Consider the following 25,777-nt stretch of genomic DNA (forward strand, 5'->3'; position numbering starts at 1 on the left):
GCCCGGATTTCGGGGGCGCCGGCCCCGTGGAACCCTCGCGGCGGGGGCGCGCGCCGGGACAAAGTAGTCTTGAGCCCATGCCCGAACGCCGCACCGTCGCCCTTGTCACTCTTGGCTGCGCCCGTAATGAGGTGGACTCGGAGGAGCTGGCAGGCCGCTTGGCAGCGGACGGCTGGCAGCTCGTCGAGGACGCCTCGGACGCGGACGTCGCCGTCGTCAACACCTGCGGATTCGTCGAAGCCGCCAAGAAGGACTCCGTCGACGCCCTGCTGGAAGCCAATGATCTGAAGGATCACGGCAAGACGCAGGCCGTCGTCGCCGTGGGCTGCATGGCCGAGCGGTACGGCAAGGAACTCCAGGAAGCGCTGCCGGAGGCCGACGGCGTACTCGGATTCGACGACTACGCCGACATCTCCGACCGCCTCCAGACCATCCTCAACGGCGGCATCCACGCCTCCCACACCCCGCGCGACCGGCGCAAGCTGCTGCCCATCAGCCCCGCGGAGCGCCAGGACGCCTCCAGCGCCTCCGACGTGGCGCTTCCCGGGCACGCTCAGGACACGCCTCCTGAGGACCTGCCCGAGGGGCTCGCGCCGGCCTCGGGACCGCGTGCGCCGCTGCGGCAGCGTCTGGGGAACAGCCCGGTCGCTTCCGTGAAGCTCGCGTCCGGGTGCGACCGCAGGTGTTCTTTCTGCGCCATTCCGTCGTTCCGTGGATCGTTCATTTCGCGGCGCCCCTCCGACGTACTGGGGGAGACGCGCTGGCTGGCCGAGCAGGGCGTCAAGGAGATCATGCTGGTCTCCGAGAACAACACGTCGTACGGCAAGGACCTCGGTGACATCCGGCTGCTCGAGACGCTGCTGCCGGAGCTGGCGGAGGTCGACGGCATCGAGCGGGTACGTGTCAGCTACCTGCAGCCCGCGGAGATGCGGCCGGGACTGATCGACGTACTGACGTCCACGCCGAAGATCGCGCCGTACTTCGACCTGTCCTTCCAGCACTCGGCGGCCGGTGTGCTGCGCTCGATGCGGCGCTTCGGTGACACCGACCGCTTCCTGGAGCTGCTGGAGACCATCAGGAACAAGGCGCCGCAGGCCGGTGTGCGGTCCAACTTCATCGTCGGGTTCCCCGGCGAGAGCGAGGCGGACTTCGGCGAGCTGGAGCGCTTCCTCACGGGTGCCAGACTGGACGCGATCGGCGTCTTCGGGTACTCCGACGAGGAGGGCACCGAGGCCGTCACGTACGACAACAAGCTGGACGCCGAGGTCATCGCGGAGCGGCTCGAGCACATCTCGCGGCTCGCGGACGAGCTGACCGCCCAGCGGGCCGAGGAGCGGCTCGGTGAGACGGTCGAGGTGCTCGTCGAGTCGGTGGACGGTGAGGACGGCGCGGTGGGGCGTGCGGCGCACCAGGCGCCCGAGACGGACGGGCAGGTGCTGTTCACGTCCGGCGAGGGGCTGGCGGTCGGCCGTATGGTCGTGGCGAAGGTGGTCGGTACCGAGGGCGTGGACCTGGTGGCGGAACACTGCGACCTTCTGGGAGGCGACCCCCAGACCCCCGACGAGGAGGCAGGCAGATGACCGGAGTCCCGGCATCCGCTGCCGGTGGAACCGGCGCGAAGCCGGCGCCCGGCGGCAAGCTGGGCGCTGCGGCCGTCAATCAGGCCAGCCTGTGGAACATCGCCAACATCCTCACCATGATGCGGCTGGTGCTGGTGCCCGGCTTCGTGATGCTGATGCTCCAGGACGGCGGGTACGACCCGGCCTGGCGCGCGTGGGCATGGGCGGCCTTCGCCGTCGCGATGATCACCGATATTTTTGACGGGCATCTGGCCCGTACGTACAACCTGGTCACCGACTTCGGGAAGATCGCCGACCCCATCGCCGACAAGGCGATCATGGGCGCGGCGCTGATCTGCCTGTCGGCGCTCGGGGACCTGCCGTGGTGGGTGACGGGCGTCATTCTCTTCCGGGAGCTGGGCATCACGGTGCTGCGCTTCTGGGTGATCAGGCACGGGGTCATTCCGGCCAGCCGCGGCGGCAAGATGAAGACGCTCCTGCAGGGCGTGGCGGTCGGGATGTACGTGCTGGCGCTGACGGGGCCGCTCGCGACGCTGCGGTTCTGGGTGATGGCCGTGGCGGTCGTGCTGACCGTGGTGAGCGGGCTGGACTATGTGCGCCAGGCCGTGGTGCTGCGGCGGGCCGGGATCGCGGCGGAGGAGTCGTCAAAGTGACCGATGGCTCCGCTGTGCGTGCGAGTGGTGGCGTTGAGGTGCTGGAGCTACTGGCTGGGCGGGGCGAGACGCTCGCTGTCGCCGAATCGCTCACGGGCGGTCTGGTGGCCGCGGAGCTGACTTCCGTGCCTGGTGCTTCAAGAGTCTTCCGCGGGGGCGTCACGGCGTACGCCACGCAGCTCAAAAGGGACATCCTCGGCGTCGACGCGGCACTCCTGGAGGAGCGCGGAGCCGTGGACGGCGAGGTCGCGCGGCAGATGGCCGCGGGGGTGCGGCGGGTCCTCGGGGCCGACTGGGGAGTCGCGACGACGGGAGTCGCGGGGCCCGAAGCGCACGACGGGCAGCCCGTCGGGACCGTGTTCGTGGCGGTCGCGGGGCCGGACGGCGCCGGGAAAGTGGCCCGGTTGAGGTTGAACGGGGACCGGGCGGTAATCCGTATGGAGAGTGTACGGAGAGTATTGACTCTGCTCTCCGACGAACTGAATGAAAATGCGCGGGCACAGGATACGGAACAGAACGGGGGGAATTGATGTTTGCAGCCCTGAGTGAACACGACATCGCTCCCCGCACGGCCGCAGTGCGAGGCGGTACGGTGGGGCGTGAAGGATGCGGCTACGCGGTCCGAGGAGGGAGCCACCGATGATTCTGCTCCGTCGCCTGCTTGGTGACGTGCTGCGTCGGCAGCGCCAGCGCCAGGGCCGTACTCTGCGCGAAGTCTCCTCGTCCGCCCGAGTCTCACTCGGCTATCTATCCGAGGTGGAGCGGGGGCAGAAGGAGGCATCCTCCGAGCTGCTCTCCGCTATCTGCGACGCGCTTGACGTACGGATGTCCGAGCTCATGCGCGAAGTGAGTGATGAGTTGTCGCTGGCCGAGCTGGCGGAGTCGGCTGCGAGCGAGCCGGTGCGTCCACCGGTACGCCCGATGCTCAATTCCGTTTCGGTGACGTCGGTGGCAGGTGCTCCACCGGAGCGGGTGACGATCAAGGCACCCGCGGAAGCGGTGGACGTGGTCGCCGCCTGACTGCGGCGATTTTGGTCTGAGGCTTGTAGAGCTTGGGGAAGAGCCCCGGTGGGTCCTGAGGGACCCCCGGGGCTCTTTCATGCCTTCGTGTGACCGTTTTGGGGTGTATGTGCCATGGTGGTGGGAACTGTGAAAGGCCGGTCGAATCAGTCGTTTCCTGAGGAGGAAAACGGATGTCTGTCGTGAAGAGCAGCCTGGCCGAGGCGGATCTCAAGGTGGTGGGCGAGGCCCTGCAGGGGGCGCTGGTGGACTTGGTGGATCTTTCGCTGGTCGCCAAGCAGGTCCACTGGAACGTGGTGGGGCCGCGATTCCGGTCCGTACACCTGCAGCTCGACGAGGTGGTCGGCACGGCGCGGCAGCACTCCGACTCCGTGGCCGAGCGGGCCTCGGCGCTGGGTGTGAATCCGGACGGGCGGTCCGCGAGCGTGGCGCGTGCGACGGCGATCCGGGAGGTGCCGTCGGGGTGGATCAAGGATGTGGACGCCGTACGGATCCTGGTGGACGCGCTCGGGGTCGTGGTCGGACGCATGCGGGAGCGGATCGACGTAACCGCTGAGCCGGATCCGGTGACCCAGGACATCATCATCGGGCTCACGGCGGACCTCGAAAAGCATGCGTGGATGTTCCAGGCCGAGAGCGCGTAGAGCGCGGGGCGCGGTTGGTGCGGTTGGTGTGCGGTGTTCGTGGGTGCGCGGTTCGGGTGGGTGCGCCGGGTGTGCTTCCGGTGCGCCCTCCCGCCGTGTGCGGGGGCCCGTCTAGCGTCGGTCGGAGGAGGCAGCCATGGCATGGCGTGACTTCCGCGGACGCGGGGCGGCGCTGGTGGTGATGGTGGTGTTCGGTGCGGTGTGGTGGGGTGCCGTGCTGCGGCTGGTCCTGGTGCCGGAGCGGACGGGCGTCGTGGAGGGCGCGGTGGCGGCGGGCGGCTGGGGGCTGAGCCTGCTGCCGGTTCACGTGGTTTCGGCGGCTGCGGCCGGGGTGGATTCGCGGCGCCGGCGTCGCGGGCCGGGGCGTACGCCAGGGGCGGTACTGCGGCGTAGCGGGGTTACCGGGGCGGTTACCCGCGCGGTTACCAGGGCATTGCGACGCCGCCGTTCGGGCGGAGGATCTGGCCCGTCGTGAAGGAGGAGGCGTCCGACGCCAGGTGGAGGACCGCGTGCGCGATCTCCTCGGGCTCGCCGACGCGGCCCAGCGGGGTCGCGCGGACCATGGCGGCTTCGGCCCGGTGCTGGAGCGCCGCGTCGTGGCGGTCGGTCATGGGGGTGCGGATCCAGCCGGGGGCCACGGCGTTCACGCGGATGGAGTGGGGGCCGAGCTCGGTGGCGAGTGTCCTGGTGAGCTGTACGACGGCTGCCTTGGCCGTGCTGTAGCAGAGCAGACCGGGGTTCGCCGCGTCGACCGCGCCCGACGCCATGGTGATGATGCTGCCGGGAGTCTTGGCGGCGATCATGGCGCGGGCCGCCTCCTGGCACGCGTACAGAACCCCCTTGAAGTTGACCGCCAGCACGCGGTCCAGGTCCTCGTCGCGGGTCTCCAGGACGGTGCTTCTGTGCATGATTCCGGCGATGGCGGCGAGGATGTCGAGACGGCGGCCGGCTGCGGAGACCGCCGCCGCGATCTGGGTTCGGTCGGTGACGTCCAGGTGGTGGGGGTGCGCGGTGCCGCCCGCCTTGGTGATCAGCGCGGTGGTCTCGTGGAGGCCGCTCTCGTCGAGGTCCGCACAGTGGACGGTGGCGCCGGCTTCGGCGAGAAGGAGGGCGCCGGCCCGGCCTATGCCGCTCGCGGCGCCGGTGACGAGTGCGGTGCGGCCGGTGAGGTCGTACGCCTTGAGGGCCATGCGGGGACGGTACGACTGGACCTGACGGGGCGTCAACTGGTGTGGCGGGGCTGGGCTGGGTACCGGGCGTGCTTCCCGTGGTGGACGTGTTGGTTACGGGGTTGGGCCCGACTGGCAGCGGGGGCACCAGTACGTGGGGCGTGCGCGGCTTCCGTCGCCCTGGTCGGCGTGACGGATCGGGGTGCCGCAGCGCAGGCACGGGCGGCCGGCGCGGCCGTACACATAGAGGAGTGAGGTGTGGGCGCGTTCGCGGAGGGTGGTGCGGCGGCCGAGGCGGTCGCGGTTGGCCTCCAGGAGGCGTTTGGCGGCGGCGACCAGGCGTTCGGGGGCGGGGAGTTCGCCGATGGGGAGCCAGGGGGTGGCGCGGGCGAAGAAGCACAGCTCCGACTTGTAGATGTTGCCGATTCCGGCGAGATTGCGCTGGTCGAGGAGGGCTTCGCCCAGGGGGCGGGTGGGGTCTGCCAGGAGGCGGCGGAGTGCTTCGTCGGCGTCCCAGTCCGGGCCCAGGAGGTCGGGGCCGAGGTGGCCGACGGCCTGGGCTTCGTCCTGGGTACGGATGAGTTCGAGTACGGGGAGGCGGTAGCCCACGGCGGTGTGTTCGGGGGTGCCGAGGATGGCGCGGATCTGGTGGGCCGGGCCGCCGCGCCATCGCTCGTCGGGGGCGTAGATCTTCCAGGCGCCGTCCATGCCGAGGTGGGAGTGGAGCGTGAGGCCGCCCTCGATGCGGGCGAGGAGGTGTTTGCCGCGAGGGGTGACGTCCAGGACGGTGCGGCCGGTGAGGTCTGCGGTGGCGAACCGGGGGACGCGGAGGTCGGCGCGGGTGAGGGGGTGTCCGGCGAGGGCGGTGTGCAGGTGCTGGGCGGCCTGCCAGACGGAGTCTCCTTCGGGCATGGGTCCATCATGCGGTGGAGCGGGCGGTGTGGGGTACTGAGCCCGGCAGGGATCGCACGACGGACGGGCTCAGGGGCGGAGGCGGAGTCCTCGGGGGGTGGGGTGGAAGCCTGCTGCTTCGAGGGTTTTGCCCAGGGGGGAAGTCAGGGCGGGGGTGCCGTTGGTGCGTTCCACTGTGACCGTGCCCAGGGCGCCTTCCCTGGCCGCTTTCGCCAGGGCTTCGGCAGCCGCGGTGAGGCGCGGATCGGGGGATGCCGGGTCGTTGGGGTCGGTGGGCCAGGCCAGCAGGGTTTTGCCGCCGCGCTCCATGTAGAGGGTCAGCTCGCCGTCGACCAGGACAACGAGGGCCCCGGCTTTGCGGCCGGGTTTGTGGCCCGCGTCGGAGGGCGGTTCGGGCCAGGGCAGGGCCGCTCCGTACGCATTGGCGGGGTCGGCGGCGGCGAGGATCACCGCGCGGTTCGGGGAATCCGTTTCGGCGCGCTCGCGTGCGGTGGCAGCGGCCCGCAGGCGGTCGACGGCGCCGTCCATCGCGAACTGGGCGGCCCCGAGGCCCTCCACGACGTAACCGCGGCGGGCCTGCCCGCTGTCCTCGAAAGCGGCCAGGATGCGGTACGTCGCCGAGAAGCCGCCCTCGACCCCTTCGGCGGCGACCGCGCCGCGCGTGACCACGCCGTGCCGGTCGAGGAGCGTGCGGGCGAGCGCGTGGGCGCGGTGGGTCGGGTCCGGTTCGTGGGCGGGAAGCAGGGACCAGCGGCCGGAGACCGTGGGCGGACCGGTGCGGGAAGCGGGACGGCCGGCCGCGCTGAGGGTGCCGTAACGCCCGCGCGGGACCGTGCGTTTGGCGCGGTGGGCGGTGGAGCCCGCCGTACGGCCCGATCCGAGGAGGGAGCGCAGGGGGGCGAGCGTGTCGTTGGTGAGACGGCCCGACCAGGCCAGGTCCCAGAGGGCGTCGGCGAGTTGCGGGTCGGTGCAGTCGGGGTGGGTGGTGGCGCGGACCTGGTCGGCGATCTGGCGGAAGAAGAGGCCGTACCCGCCGGAGAGCGTGGTGAGGACGGACTCGTGCAGTGCGGTGAGTTCGAGGGGGTGCGGCTGGGGGAGGAGCAGGGGCGCCGCGTCGGCGAGGTAGAGGGACACCCAGCCGTCCTTGCCGGGCAGTGCGCCCGACCCGGCCCACAGGACCTCTCCGGTGGTGGTGAGCTCGTCGAGCATGGCGGGTGAGTAGCCCGCCACGCGGGACGGGAGGACCAGCTTTTCGAGGGCGGACGCGGGCACTGAGGCGCCCTGCAACTGCTCGACGGCGCGCACCAGTCCGTCGATGCCGCGCAGACTGCTGCTGCCCAGGTGCTGCCACTGGGGGAGGAATGAGGCGAGCGCGGCCGGCGGAACCGGCTCCAGCTCGTGGCGCAGGGCGGCGAGGGACCGGCGCCGCAGGCGGCGCAGCACCGTCGCGTCGCACCACTCCTGGCCGATCCCGGCGGGGTGGAACTCGCCCTGGACGACCCGGCCGTTGGCGGTGAGGCGTTGCAGGGCGCCGTCCGTCACCGCCGCTCCCAGGCCGAACCGGGCGGCAGCTGTGGCGGACGTGAACGGGCCGTGGGTGCGGGCGAAGCGGGCGAGGAGGTCGCCGAGCGGGTCCTTCACGGGCTCGGTGAACGCCTCCGGCACGCCGACCGGGAGCGCGGTGCCCAGCGCGTCGCGCAGCCGGCCCGCGTCTTCGACGGCCGCCCAGTGGTCCGCCCCGGCGATACGGACGCGGATGGCCCGGCGGGCGGTCGACAGGGCCTCGGCCCAGCCGGGTTCGGCGCCTCGCGCCGCCAGCTCGGTGTCGGTGAGCGGGCCCAGGACCCGCAGGAGGTCGGCGACACCCTCCAGATCCTTGATACGGCGGTCTTCGGTGAGCCACTGGAGTTCCTGCTCCAGCTCGGTCAGGACATCGGCGTCGAGCAGCTCCCGCAGCTCCGCCTGGCCGAGCAGCTCGGCCAGGAGCCGGGAGTCCAGGGAGAGCGCGGCGGCGCGCCGCTCGGCGAGGGGTGAGTCGCCCTCGTACAGGAACTGGGCGACGTAACCGAAGAGGAGGGAGCGGGCGAAGGGGGACGGCTCGGGGGTGGTGACTTCGACGAGCCGGACGCGGCGGGACTCGATGTCGCCCATGAGTTCGGTGAGGCCGGGAACGTCGAAGACGTCCTGGAGGCACTCCCGCACGGCTTCGAGGACGATCGGGAACGAGCCGAACTCGGAGGCGACCTGGAGCAGCTGCGAGGCGCGCTGGCGCTGCTGCCACAGCGGGGTGCGCTTGCCGGGGCTGCGGCGCGGCAGGAGCAGCGCGCGGGCGGCGCACTCGCGGAAGCGGGCGGCGAACAGAGCCGATCCGCCGACCTGGTCGGTGACGATCTGGTTGACCTCGCCCTTGTCGAAGACGACGTCGGTGGCGCCGAGCGGGGCTTGGTCGTTGTCGAACGCGGTGCTCTGCCGGGACAGTCCGGACAGTTCGTCGTCGAGGAGGTCGAAGCCCATCAGGTCGGCGTCGGGCAGGCGCAGCACGATGCCGTCGTCGGCGTGCATGACCTGGGCGTCCATGCCGTACCGCTCGGTCAGACGGGAACCGAGCGCCAGTGCCCAGGGGGCGTGCACCTGGGCACCGAAGGGGGAGTGGATGACGACCCGCCAGTCGCCGAGCTCGTCGCGGAACCGTTCCACGACGATGGTGCGGTCGTCGGGGACGTGACCGGCGGCGCGGCGCTGTTCGCCGAGGTACGACAGGATGTTTTCGGCGGCCCAGGCGTCGAGGCCGGCGGCGGTCAGGCGCAGCCGGGCATCCTCGGGGGTGAGGGAGCCGACCTCGCGGACGAACGCGCCGAGCGCACGGCCCAGTTCGAGAGGGCGGCCCAGCTGGTCGCCCTTCCAGAAGGGCAGCCGGCCCGGCACTCCGGGGGCGGGGGAGACGAGCACGCGGTCGCGCGTGATGTCCTCGATGCGCCAGGAGGTGGTGCCGAGGGTGAAGACGTCGCCCACCCGGGATTCGTAGACCATCTCCTCGTCGAGCTCGCCGACGCGGCCGCCGCCCTTCTTGGGGTCGGCTCCGGCCAGGAAGACGCCGAAGAGGCCGCGGTCGGGGATGGTGCCGCCGGAGGTGACGGCCAGGCGCTGTGCCCCTGGGCGGCCCGTGACCGTACCGGCGATGCGGTCCCAGACCACGCGGGGGCGGAGCTCCGCGAAGGCGTCGGACGGATAGCGGCCGGCGAGCATGTCGAGGACCGCCGTGAAGGCGGACTCGGGGAGTGAGGCGAAGGGGGCCGCGCGGCGGACGGTGGCGAGCAGGTCGTCGGCCTGCCAGGTGTCGAGCGCGACCATGGCGACGAGCTGCTGCGCCAGGACGTCGAGCGGGTTGGCCGGGACGCGCAGGGCCTCGATGGAGCCGCTGCGCATGCGCTCGGTGACGACGGCCGACTGGACGAGGTCGCCGCGGTACTTGGGGAAGACGACGCCGGTCGAGACCGCGCCGACCTGGTGCCCCGCGCGGCCGACACGCTGAAGGCCGGAGGCCACGGACGGCGGTGACTCGACCTGGACGACGAGATCCACCGCGCCCATGTCGATGCCCAGCTCCAGGCTGGACGTGGCGACCACGGCGGGCAGCCGGCCCGCTTTGAGGTCCTCCTCCACCTGGGCGCGCTGCTCCTTGGAGACCGAACCGTGGTGGGCGCGGGCGAGCAGGGGCGGCGCGCCCTTGGCGGCGCCCGCCTGAGCCATGATCTCGGCGGGTGACTGGTCATCGGGCAGTGGTTCGCCGGTGGCCCGTTCGTACGCGATCTCGTTGAGCCGGTTGCACAGGCGCTCGGCGAGGCGGCGGGAGTTCACGAAGACGATCGTCGAGCGGTGCGCCTGGACGAGGTCGGCGATGCGCTCCTCGACATGCGGCCAGATCGACGGCTTGTCGCCCGCGTCGTCGCCCTTGGCCGGGGCGCCGCCCAGCTCGCCCAGGTCCTCCACGGGGACGACCACCGACAGGTCGAACTCCTTGCCCGAGGGCGGCTGGACGATGGCGGCCTGGCGCTGGGGGGAGAGGAAACGGGCGACCTCGTCCACCGGCCGGACCGTCGCGGACAGGCCGATCCGGCGGGCGGGGCGAGGCAGCAGCTCGTCCAGCCGCTCCAGCGATACGGCGAGATGCGCGCCGCGCTTGGTCCCCGCGACGGCGTGGACCTCGTCCAGGATCACCGTCTCGATGCCGGCCAGGGCGTCGCGCGCGGCGGACGTGAGCATCAGGAACAGCGACTCGGGTGTGGTGATGAGGATGTCCGGCGGCTTCGTCGCGAGCGACCGCCGCTCGGCGGCCGGAGTGTCGCCGGAGCGGATGCCGACGCGGACGTCGGGTTCGCTCATCCCGAGTCGTACGGCTTCTTGGCGGATGCCGGTGAGGGGGCTGCGGAGGTTGCGCTCGACGTCGACCGCGAGGGCCTTGAGCGGTGATACGTACAGCACCCGGCAGCGCTGCCTGGGGTCCGCGGGCGGGGGCTTGGACGCCAGGTCGTCGAGCGCGGCGAGAAAGGCGGCCAGGGTCTTTCCGGAGCCGGTCGGGGCCACCACCAGGACGTCGGAACCTTCGGAGATGGCCTGCCAGGCGCCTTCCTGCGCCGCGGTGGGCGCGCTGAAGGCCCCCGTGAACCAGCCGCGGGTCGCGGGGGAGAAGGAGTCGAGCGCAGTCCTGGACATGTCCCCCATCGTGCACCCGACCACTGACAACGGGCGCCCAGAACATGGACGTGCAGGTCAGCGGCGCGCGGGCGGGGCGCAGAATGGCTGTATGGCGACGGAGGCGGGAGGCGCGGCAGGCACGGGGGACGCGGGAGGCATGGGGAACGCGGGAGACCTGCGGGACGTGCGAGAGGTGGCGGGCGGGAAGGACGAATGGGCGCGGCACTGGCAGTACCCCGGTGTGCCCGGCCTCGATCTGCTGCGGGCTCGCTATGTGCGCCATTCCTTCTCGCGGCACAGCCACGAGGGGTTCGTCTTCGGCGCGGTCTTCCGCGGAATCGAGGACGTGGTCATGCCGCAGGGCACGATCCAAGCACGCCCGGGCACCGTCGTCATGATCAACCCGGAGGTGCCGCACGCCGCGCACGCGGGCGTGCCCGAGGGCTGGTCGTACGCCACCCTGTACCCCTCGGCGCAGGTGGTCGCCGGCATCGCCGAGGAGACGACGAGCCTGCGCGGTACAGCCGGTTTCGCCGAGACCATCGTCGAGGACGCCGACACCGCGCGGCTCATCCGCGCGGTGCACAAGGCGGCCGAGGAGGGCAACGCGCTCGCCGCCGACAGCCTCCTGCGGATCGCCGTGGCCAGGCTGCTGCGCCGGCACGGCCAGAGCCTGCCCGCACGTGCGCCGACCGCGGCGGGCGCGCGCACGGCGGCGCTGGCGAAGAGCCTCCTGGAGGAGCGCATGGCTGAGCCGCCTTCCCTGGAACAGCTCGCGAACGAACTCGGGACCAGTCCGTTCGCGCTCCTGCGCGCGTTCAAATCGGCGTACGGTATGCCGCCCCACACATGGCTCACCAACGCGCGCGTGCGCAGCGCCCGGCGGCTCCTGGAGGCCGGGACGGCCCCCGTCGAGGCCGCCGCCGCTGTGGGGTTCAGCGACCAGCCGCATCTGAACCGGCACTTCACCCGGATCGTCGGGGTGCCGCCCGGCGCATACCAGCGGGAGCGCGCAAGAACGTACAAGACCGGGCGCGGCCGCCCGTCGTAGTGTCCGGACGTGGCAGAACAGACAGCACCCCCGGCAATACGCACAGAACCGCCCGCAGAACCACCCGCAGAACCACCCGTGTCCAAACCGGACAGCGCCGTCGTCCGTGACGCGCTCGGCGTGGGCGTCGCCGTCGGTCTCTCCGGCTTCGCCTTCGGTGTGACCTCCGCGGGGTCGGGCCTCACCCTCCTCCAAACGTGCGCACTCAGCCTCCTCGTCTTCACGGGGGCCTCGCAGTTCGCGCTCGTCGGTGCGCTCGCCGCGGGCGGCAATCCGTTCACCGCCGCAGCGGGCGCCTTCTTCCTCGGCGTGCGCAACGCCTTCTACGGGCTGCGGCTGTCCCAGCTGCTGGCTCTCCCGCGTTTCGTACGCCCCTTCGCCGCTCACTGGGTGATCGACGAGACGACGGCCGTCACCCTCGCGCAGCCCTCGCGCCGCAGCGCCCGGCTCGGCTTCACGGTCACGGGACTGTCCCTGTACGTGCTGTGGAACCTCACCACGCTCATCGGAGCGCTCGGCGCGGAGGCCATCGGCGACACCGACGCGTGGGGTCTGGACGCCGCGAGCCCCGCTGTCTTCCTCGCTCTGCTGGCGCCCATGCTGCGTACCGGCATGGAACGGGCTGTCGCGGGTCTCGCGGTGCTCCTGACCCTTGGGCTCCTGCCGGTACTGCCGGCGGGCGCGCCGGTGCTCGTCGCCGCGCTCGCTGCTCCCGCCGTGCTCTACGTACAGGGCCGCAGGGCGGCACGTCTCACCGCGAAGGAGGAGGGGCGATGAGTGTCTGGATCGCGATCGGCGCCACTGCCGTCGGCTGCTACCTCGTCAAACTGCTCGGCCTGCTGGTGCCCGCGGGGGCCCTGGAACGCCCGCTCGTGAAGCGCCTGGCCGCCCTGCTGCCGGTGGCCCTGTTGGCGGCGCTCACCGCCCAGCAGACCTTCAGCACCGGTCAGTACCTGGCTCTGGACGCCAGGGGCGCGGGACTCGCGGCGGCGGCGCTCGCGCTCGTCCTGCGCGCCCCCTTCCTCGTGGTGGTCGGGGCCGCGGTGGTCGTCACGGCGGGTGTACGGGCGATCAGCGGCTGACGAACAACCGCCGCTCTGTTGCCGCGCGCCGGCTCGCCGGAATCAGCCGATGACGCGTCCGTACGCCCGAAGCGTCAGCAGCGCGTCGATCGTCACGATCGGACGCGACTCCAGCGCGGTCCCCGGCGCCCATTCCCGCCAGCGGATCGGCCAGCCCCCGTCCTCCCGTTGTCCGGCCGCGAGGAAGTCCAGCGAGCGGCTCATCTCCTCGTCGGTGAACCAGTCACGGGCGAGCGATCCCGGCGTACGGGCGTAGTCGTACGCGAAATGGTGCTCGCCAGGCGCGTACCCCGCGGCGACGGGCTGCTCCCCGGCCCGCGCCGGATCCAGGACGACGAGCCGCTGCTCGCGCACCAGCCGGCCGAGCCGGTCCGCGGCGGCCTTCGCCCGGGTCCTGTCGGGCACGCCGTCGAGGAAGGCGACCGCCGCCTGGATCTCGTACGGATGGGACTTCTCCAGCGCCTCGACCGCGGCCCAGCAGAAATCGGTGGCCCTGAAGAGCCACGCGTGCCACACCTCATTGCGGTGCAGCAGCCCGACCACAGGGCCCGTAGCCAGGAGATCACCCGGAGGGTCGTCCACGACCGGGACGAACGGCGCGGCCGGATAGCCGCGCAGCGAAGGGTCCACCGCAGGCAGTGCTCCCTCCTTCGTCGACGCGTCGGACAGATAGCGGCACATCCGCTCCACCCGTACGCCCTCGCAGCGGCCGATGGAATCGAGGACCCGCAGCGCGTGAGCGACGTGCAGCGGCTGGCTCACGGGACCGCGCAGATCGGGTTCCAGTGCGTAGCCGTAACCGCCGTCATCGCCCTGGTACGGGGCGAGCGCCCTTTCGACCGTGTCTGGGGCGCCGTCCAGGAAGTGATGGGCGAACCGCCGTTGTTCGAGCACGCGGGCCGTCAGCCAGATGAAGTGCTCGGCGCGTGCAAGGGGGGATGCTCCGGATCCAGCCATGGAACGACCGTAGGACGGAAAGCGCTCTCGGGAAGCTCCGCGGACCGGTCTGCACTCTCAGGGGCGCGATACTGGAGTCATGCGGTTGACGATTTTCTGGGAGCGGATGGCGGAGCACTTCGGTGAGGCGTACGCCGATTCCTTCGCCCGCGATCATGTGATGGCCGAGCTCGGCGGTCGCACGGTGAACCAGGCCCTGGCGGCCGGCTGGGACGCCAAGAGCGTCTGGCGCGGTGTCTGCGTCGCGATGGACGTGCCCGCCGACAAGCGCTGACGTGCATGGGGGCAAGGGGCGGAGGGGCCGGATGTCACCGGCATGGGCCAGACTGACTCCGTGGCATCCACTGACGAGCCCGCCGGGCAAGAAGACTCGACGACCGCACCCCCGCCCGCGCGCCCCAGGGCGGACAGCGGTCCGGCCCGCATGCCCCGGTGGCTGCCGCGTGCCATGGTGCTCGCGCTCGCTCTCTACGCCTGCTTCCAGCTCGGCAACTGGGCGTTCCACCAGCTCGTCGGCCTGCTGATCAACATCCTGATCGCCTTCTTCCTGGCTCTCGCGATCGAGCCCGCCGTGGGGCGGATGGCGGCCCACGGCATGCGGCGCGGCCTCGCGACCTTCCTGGTCTTCATCGGAGTGCTGGTCGCGGGCGTCGGCTTCATCGTGCTGCTCGGCTCGATGCTGGCCGGCCAGATCATCGAGATGGTCGAGGACTTCCCCAAGTACGTCGATCAGGTGATCAACTGGATCAACCAGACGTTCCGCACGGAGTTCTCCCGGGTGGACATCCAGGCCAGCGTCCTGAACTCCGACTGGCTGCGCAGGTACGTACAGAACAGCGCGACCGGCGTCCTGGACGTGTCGGCGACCGTGCTCGGCGGACTGTTCCAGCTGCTGACGATCTTCCTGTTCTCCTTCTACTTCGCGGCCGACGGACCACGGCTGCGCCGCGCCCTGTGCTCCGTACTCCCGCCGGCCCGCCAGGCCGAGGTGCTGCGCGCCTGGGAGATCGCCGTCGACAAGACCGGCGGCTACATCTACTCGCGCGGTCTGATGGCGCTCATCTCCGGCGTCGCGCACTACATCCTGCTGCTGATCCTCGACGTGCCGTACGCGCCCGCCCTCGCGGTGTGGGTGGGGCTCATCTCGCAGTTCATTCCGACGATCGGTACGTACCTGGCGGGCGCACTGCCCATGCTGATCGCCTTCACCGTCAACCCCTGGTACGCGCTGTGGGTGCTCGGCTTCGTCGTCGTCTACCAGCAGTTCGAGAACTACGTACTGCAGCCCAAGCTGACCGCGACGACCGTCAACATCCATCCGGCGGTCGCCTTCGGCTCGGTCGTCGCCGGCACGGCGCTCATGGGGGCCGTCGGCGCGCTGATCGCGATTCCGGCGATCGCGACGCTGCAGGCCTTCCTGGGCGCGTATGTGAAGCGGTACGCCGTGACGGACGACCCGCGTGTGCATGGCAGACACCCGCGAGGCCGCGGCATCTCGGCCTTCGTACGTCTGCGACGCACGGGGCGCACGGGGCGCGACGAGCCCGGGCGGGAGCCGCGCACGGATCAGGCGCCGCCGCCCTCGGACGGCGACGCCTGAGGTCACGTACGCGCGGTCAGTGGCGCTCCAGCTCCACCCGCGGCAGTGCCCTGCGCAGCCACACCGGCAGCCACCACGCGCGGCGCCCGAGCAACTGCATCACCGCGGGCACGATCAGGCAGCGGATGACGACGGCGTCCAGCAGGATCGCGACCGCCAGGCCGAGGCCGAACTGCTGGAGCATCCGGTCCGGGCCGAGCATGAAGGCCGAGAACACCACGATCATGATTGCCGCAGCCGCCGTGATCACCTTGCCCGTCGCGGCGAGCCCCTCGCGCACCGCACCCGGCGCGTCCTCGGTGCGCTCCCACTCCTCGTGGATGCGGGAGAGCAGGAAAACCTCGTAGTCCATGGAGTGCCCGAAGACGATCGCGAAGATCATCGCCGGAATGAACGCCTCGACGGGGCCGGGCTCCACACCGAACCAGCCGTGCTGGAAGACCAGTGTGATCACGCCGAGCGCCGCCCCGATGCTGATCAGATTGAGCAGCGCGGCCTTTACGGGGATCAGGACCGACCGGAACACGACGAGCAGCAGCAGCGCGGAAAGCCCCACGACGATGGCGACAGATCGGCCCCGGTGTCCCGCTCCAGCGGCGGCAGAGAAGGAGTCCCGGTCGCGCACCAGCGTGCCGACGACTGTGACCAGGGCGACGCAGGCCGCGACGACGAGCGGCACGGTGCGCCGGGGGAGGGACATGAGCGCACCACGCCCACCGCGCCGGCCCCGTCGCCCTTGACACCAAAATCGAACATCCATTCTGATGGGGTTCTGGCCGGGAAGCTGCGACGGTTTATCCACAGGTCAGGGCGACGCCGGGACGCGTTGTCAGTGGCAGGAGATAGCGTCTTTGACGTGAAGCGATCGACTCAAGCAAATCGGGTGGAACCCATGGCAGCAGGCACCGACCGCGAGAAGGCGCTCGACGCCGCGCTCGCGCAGATTGAACGGCAATTCGGCAAGGGCGCTGTCATGCGCCTCGGCGACCGGCCGAACGAACCCATCGAGGTCATCTCTACCGGGTCGACCGCGCTGGACATCGCGCTCGGCGTCGGCGGGCTGCCGCGCGGGCGTGTGGTGGAGGTGTACGGACCGGAATCCTCCGGTAAGACGACGCTGACGCTGCACGCCGTGGCGAACGCGCAGAAGGCCGGCGGCACCGTCGCCTTCGTGGACGCCGAGCACGCGCTCGACCCGGAGTACGCCAAGGCGCTCGGCGTCGACACGGACAACCTGATCCTCTCCCAGCCGGACACCGGCGAGCAGGCACTCGAGATCGTGGACATGCTGGTCCGCTCGGGCGCCATCGACCTCATCGTCATCGACTCCGTCGCGGCCCTGGTGCCGCGAGCGGAAATCGAGGGTGAGATGGGCGACTCGCACGTCGGTCTCCAGGCCCGGCTGATGAGCCAGGCGCTGCGCAAGATCACCGGTGCGCTGCACCAGTCCCAGACCACGGCCATCTTCATCAACCAGCTCCGCGAGAAGATCGGTGTGATGTTCGGCTCCCCGGAGACCACGACCGGTGGCCGGGCGCTGAAGTTCTACGCATCGGTGCGGCTCGACATCCGGCGCATCGAGACCCTCAAGGACGGCACGGACGCGGTCGGCAACCGCACCCGCGTCAAGGTCGTCAAGAACAAGGTCGCGCCGCCGTTCAAGCAGGCGGAGTTCGACATCCTCTACGGCCAGGGCATCAGCCGCGAGGGCGGTCTGATCGACATGGGCGTGGAGCACGGCTTCGTCCGCAAGGCGGGTGCCTGGTACACGTACGAGGGCGATCAGCTCGGCCAGGGCAAGGAGAACGCCCGTAACTTCCTGAAGGACAACCCCGATCTCGCCGACGAGATCGAGAAGAAGATCAAGGAGAAGCTGGGCGTCGGCGTCAAGCCCGTGGCCCCGGGGGCCGAGCCCGGCGCGGACGCGGCGGTCAGCACCCCGGCCGCGGCCGACGCGAAGTCGGTACCGGCTCCGGCGACCAAGGCCAAGACGGCCAAGCCCGCGGCAGCCAAGAGCTAGACCGTGACCCGGAGGATGGACTGGCCGGGAAGCGCAAGCGAAGGCACGGGTGCCGAGGACAGCGGCAGCCCCGACCCGTCGAGGGCCGGTAAGGGGCTGCCGCCTCAGGATCCGGGTGAGCAGGCGCGGGCGATCTGCCTGCGGCTGCTCACCGGAACAGCGCGCACCCGCAAACAGCTCGCGGACGCTCTCCACAAGCGGGGCATCCCGGACGACGTGTCGGACGAGGTGTTGTCCCGCTTCGAGGAGGTTGGGCTCATCGACGACGCGGCCTTCGCGGATGCCTGGGTGGAATCCCGGCACCACGGCCGGGGCCTCGCCCGGCGGGCGCTCGCGCGTGAGCTGCGTAACAAGGGCGTCGCCCCCACCCTCATCGACGACGCGATGGGGCAGCTCGACGCCGATCAGGAGGAAGAGCGGGCCCGCGAGCTGGTGGCCCGCAAACTCCGCTCCACCCGCGGCCTGGAGCGCGACCGTCGGCTGCGGCGCCTCGCCGGCATGCTGGCCCGCAAGGGCTACCCCGAGGGCATGGCCCTGCGGGTGGTCAGACGCGCCCTGGAGGAAGAGGGCGAGGCCGGCGAGAACACGGACGGCCTGGACTACGACCCGCTCTAGCCGCGGCGGATCGTAGCGGCGGGGCGCCGGCCCCCTGCCAGGCGTACCCAACCAGGCATACCCGCCCGCCGGTTCCACGTCCGTGGGGTAGGGGGTAGCCCCCGGACGAAGATGCAGGTCCGCTCCAGTCTCCGACCGCATCCGGGAGTTCGCGACGCTCAGGCTCGCCGGCGCCACGCGCCGACAGGTCCTGCGCATGCTGCGCACCGAAGTCGTCGGCGTGGCAGGACTTCTCGCCCTGGTCGCCACGGCACTCCCGGGCCGGGCAGCCTTCGCGTCCCGCCCGGTGGAGGTCGCCACCACCGCCAAGCAGTAGAGACAGCAACGCGGTAAGGGGCGCCCTCCCGCGCGGACGCCCCTGACCGCGTGCCTCTTTAAGGAGTCACCGGGAGGCCCGCCGCTCGCCACGCCTGGAACCCACCGTCGAGATCCGTCGCCCGGTGCAGCCCCAATTGCCGCAGGGAGGCGGCCGCGAGACTCGACGCGTATCCCTCGTTGCAGATCACCACGATCCGCAGATCGTGGCTGGTGGCCTCCGGAGCGCGGTGGCTGCCCTGCGGATCGAGCCGCCATTCCAGCTCGTTGCGCTCGACGACGAGCGCCCCCGGGATCAGTCCGTCCCGCTCCCGCAGCGCCGCGTACCGGATGTCCACCAGCAGCGCACCGGCCGCTGCGGCGTCGTACGCCTCCTGCGGCCCGATCCGGTCGAGCCCCTCGCGCACCCGCTCCAGCAGTTCGTCGATGCCGACGTGTTCGCCACTCACTGCCACTCCTCGGGATGCTCGACGTGCTCCAGACGCAGCACCGCGCCCGTGCGGCTGTAGCGCCGCATCATCGGCAGCGGCGGGTAGTAGGCGTGCACCGAGACGGCGTGTTTGTCCGCCGATTCATTCAGCACCTGGTGCACGTGGTGCGCGCCGAAGGCCCGTCCCCGGCCGGCCGTCAGCTGCCGCTCCCGGTCCACCCCGTCGGCCAGTTCGAGGGTCTTCCAGCCCTCCGTGGGGATGCGCGCCGCGAGCGACTCCTCCCGCAGGGTGCCCGCCGCGGCGGCGAAGGCACCGTGCGAGCCGCCGTGGTCGTGCCAGCCGGTACCGGTGCCGGGCGGCCACCCGATCAGCCAGGCCTCGCTTCCGCCGGGCCCGTCGAGCCGTACCCAGGTACGGCCTTCGGGATCGAGCGGAAGGGACGCCACCAGGGGAGCGTCGACGGCGGTACGGCGCACGAATTCGAGCAGTTCCGCGGAAGAGGGAGCGGGCGATGCGTTCCGGGGAACGCTTTCGGGCGCGTCGGAGGAACGTACGGAAAGAGACACAGGGGACCGTCCTGAAGATGTTCGCGAGAACGCGCGGCCGGAAACACAGCACGGCACAGCGCGACGAGAAGAAGGGCGAATCAGCAGGACGGGCGACACACGCAGCCCGCATAGCGGACGAGGTCCATATGGACCCTCCGCCACAGGCGCACGTTGGTGTCGGTCACGCTCCGGAGTACACCACGCACGCCCGCGGCGGTCAATTGATGTCCGCTGTCCGGTCAGTAAGGTCAGTACGGTCGGTCTCGTCCTGCTGGTCGGCTTCTCCGGAACGCTGCGGACCCACCCCGGCCTGCGCCGACTCCGGCGGGCCCCCGCGCGCCGCGTCCGCGGCCGCGTACAGCTCGGCGGGACGCACCCCCTGGAACGCCGCGACCAGATGCCCGTCGGGCCGTACCAGCAGCACGGTGTGCGCCGACGCCCCTGGGTAGCCCTCCGTAACCAGCAGCTCGGCGCGCACCGGCAGCGCCGTGACGGCCGCGGCCAGCCGCGGCATCACCCCCGCCGTCATCCAGTGCCGCCGGTCCCACACGCCCGTACCCGGCGCGACCAGCATCACCAGCTGCCGCCCCCGCCCCAGCCGGTCCCGCAGCCGCACCGTGGTGCCGTCGGGCGCCGTCGCCCGTACGTCCGCAACCGGCGCCCCCAGGGGCGTACCCACGAGCGTCTGCGCCTCGGAGGGCTCCGGCGCGAGCGGAGAGCGCGTGTACTCGGGCGGCGCCCCCAGCGCCCCGCGCCCCAGGTGCCCGTCCGTGAGAAGCGTGTCGTGACCGCGCGTGGTGCCGGGCAGGTACGTCCGCAGTCCGCTGCCCCGCAGTATCGGCAGCGCCTGGTCGGCGGCGCGCAGGCGCCCGGCCACCGCCGCACGCCGCTCGGCCTGGTAGCTGTCCAGCAGCGTCTCCGACGCCCCCAGGTGCCACGCCTGCGCCAGCTTCCAGGCCAGGTTGTCGATGTCCCGCAGGCCTTCGTCGAGGCCCTGCGTCCCGAGCGCGCCGAGCAGGTGGGCCGCGTCACCGGCGAGGAACGCCCGTCCCACCCGCCACCTGCGGGCCAGCCGGTGGTGCAGCGTGTACACGCCCGTGTCGATCAGCTCGTACGGAGGTGTCTCACCGCACCAGCCGGCCAGCGTGTCCCGCACCCGCGCCACCAGCGCGTCGGGCGTGACGAGTTCACCGCGCGGAGGCAGCAGCCAGTCGAGCCGCCACGCACCGTCCCGCAGCGGCCGCGCCGTCACTTCCTGCCCGCCGGTCCGCCACGGCGGCATGCGGTGCAGCAACGCTTCGCCGTCCCACGGCAGTTCCGTACGCAGCGCGGCAACGGCATGCCTTTCGACCGCCGTGCGCCCCGGGAAGCGGACGTCGAGGAGCTTGCGCACCGTCGACCTCGCCCCGTCGCAGCCGACCAGGAAGCTGCCGCGCCACCAGGTGGCCCCGGGCTCGCGCGTGTGCGCGGTGACGCCGGTGCCGTCCTGCTCGATGGTGTCGAGTCGCCCGTGCGGCACGGTCCGCACGAGTTCGTGCGCCGCGACGGCGTCCCGCAGCCCGCGCGTCAGCTCGTGCTGCGGCAGATGCACAGGAGACAGAGAAGGCAGTTCGGGCAGCTCGGGCAGATCACCTTCGTCGCCGAATTCGATCTGCCTGACGTCCTGATTGCGCCGCATCAAACGCCATCCGGACCAGCGCGTTCCGTGGTCACGGACAGTGGCGCACCCCAGCCGCTCGACCAGCTCGGCGGTGTCCGGCCGCAGGACGGCCGTACGGGCCGTGCGGGGCTCGTCCTTGCCCGGCCCCTCGTCGAGCACGACGGAGGGCACACCGTGGCCCGCGAGAGCCAGCGAAAGGGCCAGTCCGACAGGACCGGCCCCAACGACGATCACCGGGTCCACGGCGCGTCCCCTCCAGTCCGTACGGACATGCGGGAAGTGGCAGGTGGAACCCGGTGCACGATCACAGAACGTATGCAACCCACTGCGGGTGCTTGCGTCAAGTGACAGCGGCAGCGGCGCGGTGGCCGCTGCCTCACATTTCGTCAGTTCTTCTTGCTGGCAGGCCCTTCGGTACCTTCGGTCCCGCCTTCCCCGTGCGGTCCGACCGGTCCGACGGCGGTCTCGAGCACGCCCGGCGCCTCCAGCGGTTCGGCGGCAGCGGCCGGCATGATGCCGGTCTTGGCGCGGCGGCCGCGCTTCTCGATCCAGGTGGCCAGCGACGAGAGCGCCAGACACATGGTGACGTAAATGGCACCGACCACGATGACGACGGGGACATACGGATTGTCGTCATTGACGATGATGTTGTTGGCCATCGTCCGGGCCGCGTACAGCAGCTCCGCGTACGTGATGATGTAGCCGAGCGAGGTGTCCTTGAGGGTCACGACCAGCTGGCTGATGATCGTCGGCAGCATGGAGCGGACGGCCTGCGGGAGCAGCAGCATCGTCATGACCTGCGACTTGCGCAGACCCAGCGCGTACGCCGCTTCCACCTGCCCCTTGGGCACGGCGTTGACGCCCGCCCTGAGTACCTCGGCCTGGACGCACGCGTTGTAGACGGTCAGTCCGATGACCAGTGCCCAGTACGCCGAGCTCTCGCCGATGAAGCCGAGGTTCTCCTTGTACGAGAGGAACAGGACCCACATGGCGTAGATCGTGATCAGCAGTGGTACGGCCCGGAACAGCTCGATGAAGCCCGCGGCCAGCGCGCTCACCGGGCGGTGCTCGGAGAGCCGTGCCACCGCCAGGACCACACCCAGGACCAGCGACAGCACTGCCGCCACCACGAAGACCTGGAGGGTGGACAGGATGCCGTCGCGGATGCTCGCCCGGACACCGGCGTTGTTGAAGATGTTCCACATCTCGGGCGCGAAGTAACCGCGGTCCGCGAGCCGGTAGACCGAGAAACCGATCAGACCGAGGACCAGCAGGGAACCGACCACGCTGTAGATGCGGTTGCGTACCCGGGCGTTGGGACCCGGGGCGTCGTACAGGACGCTCGAACTCATCGTGCGACCTCCAGGCGCCGCTCGAGCAGCCGGAAGAGACCGCTGATGGTGAAGGTGATGACCAGGTAGGCGAGAGCCACCCAGAGGAAGATCGGAGCGATCGCGAAGCCCTTGTCGCTCAGCAGCTTCTGCACGCCGAAGAGCTCGGTGACACTGAACGCTCCCGCGATCGCCGAGTTCTTGGTGAGCGCGATGAAGATGCTGCTCAGCGGCGGGATCACGGTGCGGGTGGCCTGGGGAAGGACGATCATGCGGAGCGTCTGCGAGAAGGTCATGCCCAGCGAGCGGGCGGCCTCGGCCTGGCCGAGCGGCACCGTACTGACACCGGATCTGACGGCCTCACAGACGAACGCGGACGTGTAGAAGCCGAGCGCCAGCAGGGCCTTCGTCCACGGGTTCATGCCGGTGCCGAAGACGGCGGGCACCACGAACCACGCGACGAGGAACAGCAGCGTCAGCGGTGTGTTGCGGAAGAGTGTGACCCAGGCGGCGCCGAAGAACCGCAGGGGCGGTACGGGAGAGACACGGAAACCGGCCATGACGACGCCCAGCACCATCGCGAGCAGCGCACTGGCGGCGGTCAGCAGCACGGTTCCTATGAAACCGTCACGGAACTCCGGCAAGTGGTCGAGCAATACATTCACGGGGAAGTCCTCGTGGGCGGCAGCAGCGGACGGGCAGGGGACACCGCGCCCCGTACGCTCCCCTCAAGCGCGTACGGGGCCCGGAAAGTCACCACCGAATACGGCGGTATCAGTAGCGCTCGAGCGCCGGCGGCTCGGTGAACGCGGAGCCGGACAGGCCGAGCGTCGCGTCGTACGCCTTCTTGTAGTCGCCGTTCTTGATGTGCGCCTCGAGGGCCTTGGTGACCGCCTCGCGCAGCACCTTGTCGTCCTTGCTCATGCCGATGCCGTACGGCTCCTCGGTGAACGGCTTGCCGACCACCTTGAGCTTCGTCGGACGCTGGGCGGCGTAGCCCTTGAGGATCGCGTCGTCCGTCGTGACGGCGTCGACCTCCTTGTTGATGAGCTGCTGCACGCACTCGGAGTACTTCGAGAGCTCGACGGTCTTCGCGCCGTACTTCGGCTTCTTGATCTCCTGCAGCGGCGTGGAGCCGACGATCGAGCAGACCTTCTTGCCCTTGAGGGAGTCGGGTCCGGTGATCGCGCTCTCGTCCTTGCGGACCAGGAGGTCGGCGCCCGCCTTGAAGTACGGACCGGCGAAGCCGACCTGCTTCTTGCGCTCGTCGTTCATCGTGTACGTACCGACGTAGAGGTCGACGTCACCCTTCGAGATGGTCGTCTCACGGACACCCGAGTCGACCGTCTTGAAGGTGATCTGATCGGCCGAGAAGCCGAGGTCGGCGGCGACCATCTTGGCGATCTCGATGTCGAAGCCGGAGCGCTTGCCGTCGGTGTCCTCGAAGCCGAGGTACGGCTGGTCGTTCTTGGCGCCGAAGACGATCTTGCCGGCCTGCTGAGCCCTCTTCAGGGTCGGCGAGTCGAGCTTGACGTCCTTCGCGACCGTGTACGTCGGAAGCTTGGGGGCTTCCTTGCCACCGGTCGGGTCCTTCGGCTTGTCACCCGCGGTACCGGACTCGCCGCCACAGGCGGTGGCGGTCAGGGCGAGCACAGCAATGGCAACGGCGGCCGTCTTGCGGAGCTTCATCGTGAACATCCCTTTATGTCGTAGGTCGTCGTTGGTCGTCAGTGGTGAAGGATCTTCGACAGGAAGTCCTTGGCCCGGTCGCTGCGCGGGTTGCTGAAGAACTGGTCGGGCGTGGCCTCTTCGACGATCTTGCCGTCCGCCATGAAGACGACGCGGTTGGCGGCCGAGCGGGCGAAGCCCATCTCGTGGGTGACGACCACCATCGTCATGCCGTCGCGCGCCAGCTGCTGCATGGCTTCCAGCACCTCGTTGATCATCTCGGGGTCGAGCGCCGAAGTGGGCTCGTCGAAGAGCATGACCTTGGGGTCCATCGCCAACGCACGCGCGATCGCGACACGTTGCTGCTGGCCACCGGAGAGCTGTGCCGGGTACTTGTCCGCCTGCGAGCCGACGCCCACCCGGTCGAGCAGCTCCCGTGCCTTCTTCTCGGCCGAGGCCTTGTCGGCCTTGCGGACCTTGATCTGGCCCAGCGTGACGTTCTCCAGCACCGTCTTGTGTGCGAAGAGGTTGAACGACTGGAAGACCATGCCGACGTCGGCACGCAGCCGCGCGAGCTCCTTGCCCTCCTGGGGCAGCGGCTTGCCGTCGATGGATATCGCGCCGGAGTCGATCGTCTCCAGGCGGTTGATGGTGCGGCACAGCGTGGACTTTCCGGACCCAGAGGGTCCGATGACGACCACGACCTCGCCACGGGCGATGGTCAGATCGATGTCCTGGAGCACATGCAGCGCGCCGAAGTGCTTGTTGACGTTGCTCAGCACGACCAGGTCGTCGGCTGCGGGGGCAGCGTCATCGGCGGCCTTGGTCACTGAAACTCCGCTCATCGGCTTCTTGCTCCGTCCTCCTCGGTTGGGAGGACCCTAGTCAGCCGCTACGACCAGCGTCATCACATCTGAGCGGAAATTGAGCATAACGATCCGGCTGCAACCGGACACTCCGCGTGAACAGGACTCCGGCCGGGGATACCGGCTCCATAACGGAACATGCCCGTAACGGGAAGGGTCTTGACTGGAACGTGATACATCGGCGTTTATGCCATGAGGCATATTGCGCGAGACCTGTTCACGAACATTTCACCGGTGGGGGAGGGTGCCATGAGACTGCTGCTCGTCGAGGACGACGATCACGTCGCGGCGGCCCTCTCCGCCATCCTCGTCCGCCACGGCTTCCAGGTCGTCCACGCCCGCAGCGGCGAGGAGGCGATCCAGGCGCTCCTGCCGGCCGGCAAGGAGCCCTTCGGTTGCGTGCTGCTCGACCTCGGGCTGCCCGACCAGGACGGCTACGAGGTGTGCGGCAAGATCCGCAAGCGCAGCGACACCCCGGTGATCATGGTGACCGCGCGGGCCGACGTCCGCTCGCGCATCCACGGCCTCAACCTCGGCGCCGACGACTACGTGGTCAAGCCGTACGACACCGGTGAACTGCTCGCCCGTATCCACGCCGTCAGCCGGCGCAAGGGCGCGGGCGAGGCTCCGGCGCCCGGCGACGACACCGCGCTGCGGCTCGGCGGCGTACGCATCGAACTGCCCACGCGCCGCGTCAGTGTCGCCGGCAGCGAAGTGCAGCTCACCCGCAAGGAGTTCGACCTGCTCGCGCTCCTCGCGCAGCGCCCCGGCGTCGTCTTCCGCCGGGAACAGATCATCAGCGAGGTCTGGCGTACGAGCTGGGAAGGAACCGGCCGCACCCTGGAAGTGCATGTGGCCTCCCTGCGCTCCAAGCTGCGGATGCCCGCGCTCATCGAGACCGTGCGCGGCGTCGGCTACCGGCTCGTCGCCCCTGCCGCGTCGGTACAGGGCCCGTAGCCC

General features: G+C 70.5%; 27 protein-coding genes and 1 pseudogene. 15 read left to right on the forward strand and 13 right to left on the reverse strand.

Annotated elements, in window-relative coordinates; genetic code table 11:
* The first annotated feature begins 77 nt into the window (after positions 1-77).
* From rimO to ABZX79_RS29000, 6 genes are all read left to right on the forward strand, one after another.
* Positions 78-1,580, forward strand: coding sequence for a 30S ribosomal protein S12 methylthiotransferase RimO (gene rimO, locus ABZX79_RS28975; protein ID WP_355263952.1), 1,503 nt, complete (start codon positions 78-80; stop codon positions 1,578-1,580).
* Positions 1,577-2,233 (forward strand): CDP-diacylglycerol--glycerol-3-phosphate 3-phosphatidyltransferase, encoded by a 657-nt coding sequence (gene pgsA / locus ABZX79_RS28980; protein WP_355263955.1) that lies wholly within the window; start codon positions 1,577-1,579, stop codon positions 2,231-2,233. Before rimO ends, pgsA begins: the two co-directional genes overlap by 4 nt.
* A 38-nt stretch (positions 2,234-2,271) precedes the next feature.
* Positions 2,272-2,763 (forward strand): CinA family protein, encoded by a 492-nt coding sequence (locus ABZX79_RS28985; RefSeq protein WP_355264167.1) that lies wholly within the window; start codon positions 2,272-2,274, stop codon positions 2,761-2,763.
* Between the two features lie 109 nt (positions 2,764-2,872).
* Positions 2,873-3,253, forward strand: coding sequence for a helix-turn-helix transcriptional regulator (locus tag ABZX79_RS28990; protein ID WP_355263958.1), 381 nt, complete (start codon positions 2,873-2,875; stop codon positions 3,251-3,253).
* Positions 3,254-3,426: 173 nt separating this feature from the next.
* Positions 3,427-3,897 (forward strand): DNA starvation/stationary phase protection protein, encoded by a 471-nt coding sequence (locus ABZX79_RS28995; RefSeq protein ID WP_355263961.1) that lies wholly within the window; start codon positions 3,427-3,429, stop codon positions 3,895-3,897.
* 136 nt (positions 3,898-4,033) lie between these two features.
* Positions 4,034-4,372: a hypothetical protein gene (locus tag ABZX79_RS29000; protein ID WP_355263964.1), complete on the forward strand. Its 339-nt coding sequence runs from the start codon at positions 4,034-4,036 to the stop codon at positions 4,370-4,372.
* On the opposite strand, the gene ABZX79_RS29005 is transcribed toward ABZX79_RS29000, so the two are convergent.
* The 3 genes from ABZX79_RS29005 to ABZX79_RS29015 all read right to left on the reverse strand — a co-directional run bounded on the left by ABZX79_RS29005 (position 4,320) and on the right by ABZX79_RS29015 (position 10,691).
* Positions 4,320-5,087 (reverse strand): SDR family NAD(P)-dependent oxidoreductase, encoded by a 768-nt coding sequence (locus ABZX79_RS29005; protein ID WP_355263967.1) that lies wholly within the window; start codon positions 5,085-5,087, stop codon positions 4,320-4,322. The genes ABZX79_RS29000 and ABZX79_RS29005 overlap by 53 nt on opposite strands.
* Positions 5,088-5,180: 93 nt before the next feature.
* On the reverse strand, positions 5,181-5,978 hold the full coding sequence (locus ABZX79_RS29010; protein WP_355263970.1) for a DNA-formamidopyrimidine glycosylase family protein: 798 nt from the start codon (positions 5,976-5,978) through the stop codon (positions 5,181-5,183).
* Between the two features lie 69 nt (positions 5,979-6,047).
* Entirely contained in the window at positions 6,048-10,691 is a 4,644-nt protein-coding gene (locus ABZX79_RS29015) for an ATP-dependent helicase (protein ID WP_355263973.1), read from the reverse strand.
* Between the two features lie 139 nt (positions 10,692-10,830).
* On the opposite strand from ABZX79_RS29015, the gene ABZX79_RS29020 reads away from it, so the two are divergent.
* Genes ABZX79_RS29020 through ABZX79_RS29030 form a run of 3 tightly spaced genes read left to right on the forward strand, consistent with a single transcriptional unit; the run spans position 10,831 to position 12,806 of the window.
* Positions 10,831-11,724, forward strand: coding sequence for an AraC family transcriptional regulator (locus ABZX79_RS29020; protein ID WP_355264170.1), 894 nt, complete (start codon positions 10,831-10,833; stop codon positions 11,722-11,724).
* Between the two features lie 36 nt (positions 11,725-11,760).
* Positions 11,761-12,501: an AzlC family ABC transporter permease gene (locus ABZX79_RS29025; protein ID WP_355264173.1), complete on the forward strand. Its 741-nt coding sequence runs from the start codon at positions 11,761-11,763 to the stop codon at positions 12,499-12,501.
* Positions 12,498-12,806 carry an AzlD domain-containing protein gene (locus ABZX79_RS29030; protein WP_355263976.1) on the forward strand — a complete coding sequence of 103 codons (309 nt, stop codon included), beginning with the start codon at positions 12,498-12,500 and terminating at the stop codon, positions 12,804-12,806. Before ABZX79_RS29025 ends, ABZX79_RS29030 begins: the two co-directional genes overlap by 4 nt.
* Before the next feature lie 42 nt (positions 12,807-12,848).
* Here ABZX79_RS29030 and ABZX79_RS29035 read toward each other — a convergent pair whose 3' ends face one another.
* Complete coding sequence (locus ABZX79_RS29035; protein WP_355263979.1) at positions 12,849-13,763, reverse strand: hypothetical protein; 915 nt, start codon at positions 13,761-13,763, stop codon at positions 12,849-12,851.
* 79 nt (positions 13,764-13,842) lie between these two features.
* Here ABZX79_RS29035 and ABZX79_RS29040 point away from each other — a divergent pair, with 79 nt between their 5' ends.
* Both ABZX79_RS29040 and ABZX79_RS29045 read left to right on the forward strand, forming a co-directional pair.
* Positions 13,843-14,037 carry a DUF3046 domain-containing protein gene (locus tag ABZX79_RS29040; protein WP_355263982.1) on the forward strand — a complete coding sequence of 65 codons (195 nt, stop codon included), beginning with the start codon at positions 13,843-13,845 and terminating at the stop codon, positions 14,035-14,037.
* Positions 14,038-14,187: 150 nt separating this feature from the next.
* The gene (locus ABZX79_RS29045; RefSeq protein ID WP_355264176.1) at positions 14,188-15,363 is read left to right on the forward strand and encodes an AI-2E family transporter; all 1,176 of its coding nucleotides are present in this window, start codon (positions 14,188-14,190) and stop codon (positions 15,361-15,363) included.
* A gap of 16 nt (positions 15,364-15,379) precedes the next feature.
* Here ABZX79_RS29045 and ABZX79_RS29050 read toward each other — a convergent pair whose 3' ends face one another.
* Positions 15,380-16,123 carry an MMPL family transporter gene (locus tag ABZX79_RS29050; protein WP_355263985.1) on the reverse strand — a complete coding sequence of 248 codons (744 nt, stop codon included), beginning with the start codon at positions 16,121-16,123 and terminating at the stop codon, positions 15,380-15,382.
* Positions 16,124-16,246: 123 nt separating this feature from the next.
* Here ABZX79_RS29050 and recA point away from each other — a divergent pair, with 123 nt between their 5' ends.
* The 3 genes and pseudogenes from recA to ABZX79_RS29065 form a co-directional block, all read left to right on the forward strand.
* A complete protein-coding gene (gene recA / locus ABZX79_RS29055; RefSeq protein ID WP_355263988.1) occupies positions 16,247-17,383 on the forward strand; it encodes a recombinase RecA in 1,137 nt (378 codons plus the stop codon).
* Between the two features lie 15 nt (positions 17,384-17,398).
* The gene (gene recX, locus ABZX79_RS29060; RefSeq protein ID WP_355263991.1) at positions 17,399-17,998 is read left to right on the forward strand and encodes a recombination regulator RecX; all 600 of its coding nucleotides are present in this window, start codon (positions 17,399-17,401) and stop codon (positions 17,996-17,998) included.
* Between the two features lie 127 nt (positions 17,999-18,125).
* Positions 18,126-18,314, forward strand: a pseudogene (locus ABZX79_RS29065) (FtsX-like permease family protein); the annotation flags it as partial.
* Positions 18,315-18,372: 58 nt separating this feature from the next.
* On the opposite strand, the gene ABZX79_RS29070 reads toward ABZX79_RS29065, so the two are convergent.
* The 8 genes from ABZX79_RS29070 to ABZX79_RS29105 form a co-directional block, all read right to left on the reverse strand.
* On the reverse strand, positions 18,373-18,762 hold the full coding sequence (locus ABZX79_RS29070) for a rhodanese-like domain-containing protein (protein ID WP_355263994.1): 390 nt from the start codon (positions 18,760-18,762) through the stop codon (positions 18,373-18,375).
* Entirely contained in the window at positions 18,759-19,310 is a 552-nt protein-coding gene (locus ABZX79_RS29075; protein ID WP_355263997.1) for a cysteine dioxygenase, read from the reverse strand. Before ABZX79_RS29075 ends, ABZX79_RS29070 begins: the two co-directional genes overlap by 4 nt.
* Before the next feature lie 80 nt (positions 19,311-19,390).
* Positions 19,391-19,438 carry a hypothetical protein gene (locus ABZX79_RS29080; protein ID WP_309506048.1) on the reverse strand — a complete coding sequence of 16 codons (48 nt, stop codon included), beginning with the start codon at positions 19,436-19,438 and terminating at the stop codon, positions 19,391-19,393.
* 71 nt (positions 19,439-19,509) lie between these two features.
* Entirely contained in the window at positions 19,510-21,195 is a 1,686-nt protein-coding gene (locus ABZX79_RS29085; RefSeq protein WP_355264000.1) for an FAD-dependent monooxygenase, read from the reverse strand.
* A 143-nt stretch (positions 21,196-21,338) separates the two neighbouring features.
* Positions 21,339-22,304: an amino acid ABC transporter permease gene (locus tag ABZX79_RS29090; RefSeq protein ID WP_355264003.1), complete on the reverse strand. Its 966-nt coding sequence runs from the start codon at positions 22,302-22,304 to the stop codon at positions 21,339-21,341.
* On the reverse strand, positions 22,301-22,948 hold the full coding sequence (locus ABZX79_RS29095; RefSeq protein WP_355264006.1) for an amino acid ABC transporter permease: 648 nt from the start codon (positions 22,946-22,948) through the stop codon (positions 22,301-22,303). The genes ABZX79_RS29090 and ABZX79_RS29095 overlap by 4 nt, the downstream gene beginning before the upstream one ends.
* 109 nt (positions 22,949-23,057) lie before the next feature.
* Positions 23,058-23,972 carry a glutamate ABC transporter substrate-binding protein gene (locus ABZX79_RS29100; RefSeq protein WP_355264009.1) on the reverse strand — a complete coding sequence of 305 codons (915 nt, stop codon included), beginning with the start codon at positions 23,970-23,972 and terminating at the stop codon, positions 23,058-23,060.
* 38 nt (positions 23,973-24,010) lie between these two features.
* Positions 24,011-24,796 (reverse strand): amino acid ABC transporter ATP-binding protein, encoded by a 786-nt coding sequence (locus ABZX79_RS29105; protein WP_355264012.1) that lies wholly within the window; start codon positions 24,794-24,796, stop codon positions 24,011-24,013.
* A gap of 270 nt (positions 24,797-25,066) precedes the next feature.
* Between ABZX79_RS29105 and ABZX79_RS29110 the strand changes: the two genes are divergently transcribed.
* Positions 25,067-25,774 (forward strand): response regulator transcription factor, encoded by a 708-nt coding sequence (locus ABZX79_RS29110; RefSeq protein WP_355264015.1) that lies wholly within the window; start codon positions 25,067-25,069, stop codon positions 25,772-25,774.
* Positions 25,775-25,777: the final 3 nt, after the last annotated feature.

This window comes from Streptomyces sp. NPDC002994 (assembly GCF_040611155.1).
In the GTDB taxonomy this organism is placed as follows: domain Bacteria; phylum Actinomycetota; class Actinomycetes; order Streptomycetales; family Streptomycetaceae; genus Streptomyces.

What these genes read in the sequence shown, in the direction of transcription:
- rimO (WP_355263952.1), top strand. Translation starts at nt 78, where the DNA reads ATGCCCGAACGCCGCACCGTCGCCCTTGTCACTCTTGGCTGCGCCCGT.
- pgsA (WP_355263955.1), top strand. Translation starts at nt 1,577, where the DNA reads ATGACCGGAGTCCCGGCATCCGCTGCCGGTGGAACCGGCGCGAAGCCG.
- ABZX79_RS28990 (WP_355263958.1), top strand. Translation starts at nt 2,873, where the DNA reads ATGATTCTGCTCCGTCGCCTGCTTGGTGACGTGCTGCGTCGGCAGCGC.
- ABZX79_RS28995 (WP_355263961.1), top strand. Translation starts at nt 3,427, where the DNA reads ATGTCTGTCGTGAAGAGCAGCCTGGCCGAGGCGGATCTCAAGGTGGTG.
- ABZX79_RS29090 (WP_355264003.1), bottom strand. Translation starts at nt 22,304, where the DNA reads ATGAGTTCGAGCGTCCTGTACGACGCCCCGGGTCCCAACGCCCGGGTA.
- ABZX79_RS29100 (WP_355264009.1), bottom strand. Translation starts at nt 23,972, where the DNA reads ATGAAGCTCCGCAAGACGGCCGCCGTTGCCATTGCTGTGCTCGCCCTG.
- ABZX79_RS29010 (WP_355263970.1), bottom strand. Translation starts at nt 5,978, where the DNA reads ATGCCCGAAGGAGACTCCGTCTGGCAGGCCGCCCAGCACCTGCACACC.
- ABZX79_RS29020 (WP_355264170.1), top strand. Translation starts at nt 10,831, where the DNA reads ATGGGGAACGCGGGAGACCTGCGGGACGTGCGAGAGGTGGCGGGCGGG.
- ABZX79_RS29045 (WP_355264176.1), top strand. Translation starts at nt 14,188, where the DNA reads ATGCCCCGGTGGCTGCCGCGTGCCATGGTGCTCGCGCTCGCTCTCTAC.
- ABZX79_RS29040 (WP_355263982.1), top strand. Translation starts at nt 13,843, where the DNA reads ATGCGGTTGACGATTTTCTGGGAGCGGATGGCGGAGCACTTCGGTGAG.
- ABZX79_RS29030 (WP_355263976.1), top strand. Translation starts at nt 12,498, where the DNA reads ATGAGTGTCTGGATCGCGATCGGCGCCACTGCCGTCGGCTGCTACCTC.
- ABZX79_RS29005 (WP_355263967.1), bottom strand. Translation starts at nt 5,087, where the DNA reads ATGGCCCTCAAGGCGTACGACCTCACCGGCCGCACCGCACTCGTCACC.
- ABZX79_RS29050 (WP_355263985.1), bottom strand. Translation starts at nt 16,123, where the DNA reads ATGGATGTTCGATTTTGGTGTCAAGGGCGACGGGGCCGGCGCGGTGGG.
- ABZX79_RS29035 (WP_355263979.1), bottom strand. Translation starts at nt 13,763, where the DNA reads ATGGCTGGATCCGGAGCATCCCCCCTTGCACGCGCCGAGCACTTCATC.
- ABZX79_RS29000 (WP_355263964.1), top strand. Translation starts at nt 4,034, where the DNA reads ATGGCATGGCGTGACTTCCGCGGACGCGGGGCGGCGCTGGTGGTGATG.
- ABZX79_RS29015 (WP_355263973.1), bottom strand. Translation starts at nt 10,691, where the DNA reads ATGTCCAGGACTGCGCTCGACTCCTTCTCCCCCGCGACCCGCGGCTGG.
- ABZX79_RS29105 (WP_355264012.1), bottom strand. Translation starts at nt 24,796, where the DNA reads ATGAGCGGAGTTTCAGTGACCAAGGCCGCCGATGACGCTGCCCCCGCA.
- recX (WP_355263991.1), top strand. Translation starts at nt 17,399, where the DNA reads ATGGACTGGCCGGGAAGCGCAAGCGAAGGCACGGGTGCCGAGGACAGC.
- ABZX79_RS29110 (WP_355264015.1), top strand. Translation starts at nt 25,067, where the DNA reads ATGAGACTGCTGCTCGTCGAGGACGACGATCACGTCGCGGCGGCCCTC.